Below are 4407 nucleotides of genomic sequence, written 5' to 3' on the forward strand. Positions count from 1 at the left end.
GCGGGCCTGGAACAGCTGCGCGCCGCCCAGGGCGAGCCCCAGACGACGGTGATCGTCCGCGAGCAGAGCGACTATTACCACGCCACCAAGACCACGATCTTCAACGCCCTGCTGAACACCATCGACCTGAGCCAGCTGGCCCAGCTCGACCACAAGCAGGCGGCCGAGGAGATCCGCGACATCGTCGCCGAGCTGGTGGCGATCAAGAACGTCTCGATGTCGGTGGCCGAGCAGGAGCACCTGGTCCAGGACATCATCAACGACGTCCTCGGCTACGGTCCGCTGGAGCCGCTGCTGTCCCGCGACGACATCGCCGACATCATGGTCAACGGCGCGCACCGGGTGTTCATCGAAGTCGGCGGCAAGGTCCAGCTGACCAATGTCCGCTTCCGCGACAACCTGCAGCTGATGAACATCTGCCAGCGGATCGTCAGCCAGGTCGGCCGCCGGGTCGACGAAAGCTCGCCGATCTGCGACGCCCGCCTGCCCGACGGCAGCCGCGTCAACGTCATCGCCCCGCCCTTGGCGCTGGATGGTCCGACCCTGACCATCCGGAAGTTCAAGAAGGACAAGCTGACCATGAAGAACCTGGTGGAGTTCGCCTCCATCAGCCCGGAAGGGGCGCGGGTTCTGGGGGTCATCGGCGCCTGCCGCTGCAACGTGATCATCTCGGGCGGCACCGGCTCGGGCAAGACGACCCTGCTCAACACGCTGACCGCGTTCATCGACCCCACCGAGCGGGTCGTGACCTGCGAGGACGCGGCCGAACTGCAGCTGCAGCAGCCGCACGTGGTGCGTCTGGAAACCCGGCCGCCGAACCTGGAAGGCAGCGGCGCGGTCACCATGCGCGACCTGGTCAAGAACTGTCTGCGGATGCGTCCCGAACGCATCATCGTCGGCGAAGTGCGCGGTCCCGAGGCCTTCGACCTGCTGCAGGCGATGAACACCGGCCACGACGGCTCGATGGGCACGCTGCACGCCAACAGCCCGCGCGAGGCCATCAGCCGCGTCGAGAGCATGATCACCATGGGCGGCTATGGCCTGCCGTCTAAGACCATCAAGGAAATGATCGTCGGCTCGGTCGACGTTATCGTCCAGGCGGCGCGCCTGCGCGACGGTTCGCGCCGCATCACCCACATCACCGAGGTCGTCGGCCTGGAAGGCGACGTGATCGTCACCCAGGACCTCTTCGTCTACGAGATCACCGGCGAGGACGAGAACGGCAAGGTCGTGGGCCGCCACCGCTCCACCGGCATCGCCCGGCCGCGCTTCTGGGACCGCGCCCGCTATTACGGGCTGGAGCGCGAGCTGGCCGAAGCCCTCGACGCGGCGGAGTAGCGCGATGCTGTTCATCATCGCCGGCGTTCTGGGCTTCATCACCATCGCGGGCCTGGGCTTCGCCTTCGCCGGAGGCGACAGCAACGCGGCCAAGGCCGCCAAGCGCGCCCAGCTGATCGCCGGGGGCGGTCAGCGTCAGGCCGCCGTGCGGGCCAAGGCCGCCGCCAACACGCCGGACGTGCGCCGCGCGGCCATTCTCAAGGCGTTGAAGGACCAGGACCGCAAGCAGAAGAAGGCCTCGCTGACCGTCGAGGCCCGGATGCGCGCCGCCGGCCTCGGCGACAATGTGAAGATGTTCTGGATCGCCAGCGCCGGATTGGGCGTCGTGGTGGCCCTGATCATCCTGACCCTGGGCCAGTCGCCGCTGATCGCCCTGGGCGCGGCCTTCGCCGCCGGGGTGGGCCTGCCGCGCTGGGTGCTGGGCATGTTGGCCAAGAGCCGCATCCAGAAGTTCACCGAGGCCTTCGCCGACGCCGTCGACATCATCGTGCGCGGCGTCAAGTCGGGCCTGCCGGTCCACGACTGCCTGAAGATCATCGGCAAGGAGAGCCCCGAGCCCCTGGCCGGCGAGTTCCGCATCCTGACCGAGAACATCGGCATGGGCGTGCCGATGGATGCGGCGCTGGAGAAGATGTACGAGCGGATGCCGACCAGCGAGCTGCGCTTCTTCTCGATCGTTCTGGCCATCCAGCAGAAGACCGGCGGCAACCTGGCCGAGGCCCTGGGCAACCTCTCCACCGTGCTGCGCTCGCGCAAGCTGATGAAGGAGAAGATCAAGGCCCTGTCGGCCGAAGCCGTCGCCTCGGCCTTCATCATCGGCTGTCTGCCGCCCGGCGTCGTCACCATGATCAGCGTGACCTCGCCCGAATACATGAAGCCGCTGTTCACCGATCCGCGCGGTCACCTGATGCTGCTGGCCGGCGCGGTCCTGATGACCTGCGGCATCCTGCTGATGCGCAAGATGATCAACTTCAAGTTCTAGGGGGGGAGGATCGCGTGAATCTCGTCGACGCCCTGACCGACCCCTCGAACCTGCTGACGGTCTTCATCGCCGTGGTGGTGTTCGCCACGATCATCACCCTGACCTCGCCGCTGATGCGCAACTCCAACCTGGAGGGGCGCCTGAAGTCGGTGGCCAACCGCCGCGAGGAGCTGCGCCGCCGTTCGCGCCAGACGATCGCCGCGCGGGGCGGCGGCACGCTGCGCCACCAAGACGAGGGCCTCTACAAGAACGTCGTGGACCGGCTGCAGCTGTCGCGGCTGCTGGAGGACCCCAAGGTCGTGGACAAGCTGGCCCAGGCCGGATTCCGGGGCCCCCGGCCCGTGACGACCTTCTACTTCTTCCGCTTCGTCGCGCCGTTCGTGTTCGCCGCGGTCGTCGCCTTCTACCTCTACGTGGTCAACAGCTTCGGCCTCCTGCCGCTCCAGAAGCTCTGCGCCTGCGTCGCGGCCCTGGCCATCGGCTACTACGCGCCGAACGTCTACATCACCAACGTCGCCCAGAAGCGCCGCGAGTCGATCGTGGCGGCCTTTCCCGACGCGCTGGACCTGCTGCTGATCTGCGTGGAAAGCGGCATGTCGATCGAGGCCGCCATCCAGAAGGTCGGCGCGGAGGTCGGCGCCTCGTCGATGGAGCTGGCCGAGGAGCTCAGCCTGCTGACCGCCGAGCTGTCGTACCTGCCCGACCGCCGCCTGGCCTATGAGGGCTTGGCCCGCCGGGTCAACTATCCGGGCATCAAGTCCGTCGCGACGGCCATGATCCAGGCCGAACGCTACGGCACGCCGCTGGGCACGGCGCTGCGGGTCATGGCCAAGGAGAACCGCGAACTGCGCCTGTCGGCCGCCGAAAAGAAGGCCGCCGCCCTGCCGGCCCAGCTGACCGTGCCGATGATCCTGTTCTTCCTGCCGGTGCTGTTCCTGATGATCCTGGGCCCGGCGATCATGAAGATCATGGACGTGTTCGGGAAACACTGAGGCGGGGGCGCGCGCTCGTCTCTGGCGTTTGCCCGCCGGACATTTCGGACAGACCGACCTCCCCGGCGAACGCCGGGGCCCAGATTCATCCAGGTCGGCTGACGATGACGCGCCATCGCCCCGCGCCGAACGGACGGACGTCGGCGGGCTCGATCTGGGTCCCGGCCTTTGCCGGGAAGATCGGATTTCTGGGGGAGGGTTGGGGGCTGGGGCCTGGGGGCGAGCCTGGGCGGTCGTCGTTCATTTTGCTCCCCCGCGATGCGGGGGAACTGCCGCGAAGCGGCTGGGGGGCGAGCTGGAGATCGGCCGCGTTAGCACCCTCCGGCTCTCTGGGCCACCTCCCCCGCATCGCGGGGGAGGATTCTGCCAGCAATCCACGCCGCCGCGACATTCCAAATGCTCGCTATTCCCGCCGTAGCGGCGGTAGCCCCCTCGCTCGCGCGTGTCGGGGGTGAAATCCCTCGCCCTACTTCACCCACTGGGCCAGCCAGTCGGCGATCGACTGGGGCGTCATGTGGCGGGCGTCGGTCAGGGCGAACAGGGCGTCCGGGTTGACCAGCTTGCCCTTCGCATCGACCACCAGGAAGGTCGGCACGCCCTTGAGCTTGTCGATGCCGTAGCGGGCCGGGATCTGCATGTTGTGGTCGTAGCGGCCGACATTGACCGTCACCACGACATAGTGCTTGGCGACCCAGGCCTTCAGGTCCGGCTGCTCGATCAGGCCGGCGAACACGCGGCAGTCGCCGCACCAGTTGCCGCCCAGGTCGATCAGCACCAGCTTCTTCTGGGCCTTGGCGGTCTTCAGCGCGGCGGCGACGTCCTTTTCGGCGTCGGCGGTCTCGTCATAGGGATAGGGCAGGGGCGTGGGCAGGTCGGCGATCGACTTCAGCGCCACGGTCGGGGCCTTGGCGGCGGCGAGGGCCAGGCTGGGCGCGGCGAGGGCGAGCAGGCCGGCGGCGGCCAGGGCGCGGAACTTCATCGGCGGGACCTTCATGCGAACGGTGTCGTCCGCAATCCCTAGCCTTGGAATAGGAAAGGGGCCGCGAAGAAATATTCGCGGCCCCTTCAGATTCCGTGATCGGCTCGAAAAGCGAT

General features: G+C 67.7%; 4 protein-coding genes. 3 read left to right on the forward strand and 1 reads right to left on the reverse strand.

Going from position 1 to position 4407, the window contains the following annotated elements; genetic code table 11:
- The 3 genes from FCU40_RS22585 to FCU40_RS22595 all read left to right on the forward strand — a co-directional run.
- On the forward strand, positions 1–1338 hold a 1338-nt coding region (locus tag FCU40_RS22585; protein WP_168078040.1), incomplete at its 5' end, for a CpaF family protein.
- Between the two features lie 4 nt (positions 1339–1342).
- Positions 1343–2320, forward strand: coding sequence for a type II secretion system F family protein (locus tag FCU40_RS22590; RefSeq protein WP_004624899.1), 978 nt, complete (start codon positions 1343–1345; stop codon positions 2318–2320).
- Positions 2275–3312: a type II secretion system F family protein gene (locus tag FCU40_RS22595; protein ID WP_054508597.1), complete on the forward strand. Its 1038-nt coding sequence runs from the start codon at positions 2275–2277 to the stop codon at positions 3310–3312. Before FCU40_RS22590 ends, FCU40_RS22595 begins: the two co-directional genes overlap by 46 nt.
- Positions 3313–3778: 466 nt before the next feature.
- Here the strand turns inward: FCU40_RS22595 and FCU40_RS22600 are convergent, their stop codons facing one another.
- Positions 3779–4306, reverse strand: a complete 528-nt coding sequence (locus FCU40_RS22600; RefSeq protein ID WP_241693691.1) for a thioredoxin family protein — start codon at positions 4304–4306, stop codon at positions 3779–3781.
- Between the last annotated feature and the right edge of the window lie 101 nt (positions 4307–4407).

It is taken from the genome of Caulobacter sp. SSI4214 (genome assembly GCF_012184455.1).
Lineage (GTDB): Bacteria > Pseudomonadota > Alphaproteobacteria > Caulobacterales > Caulobacteraceae > Caulobacter > Caulobacter vibrioides_E.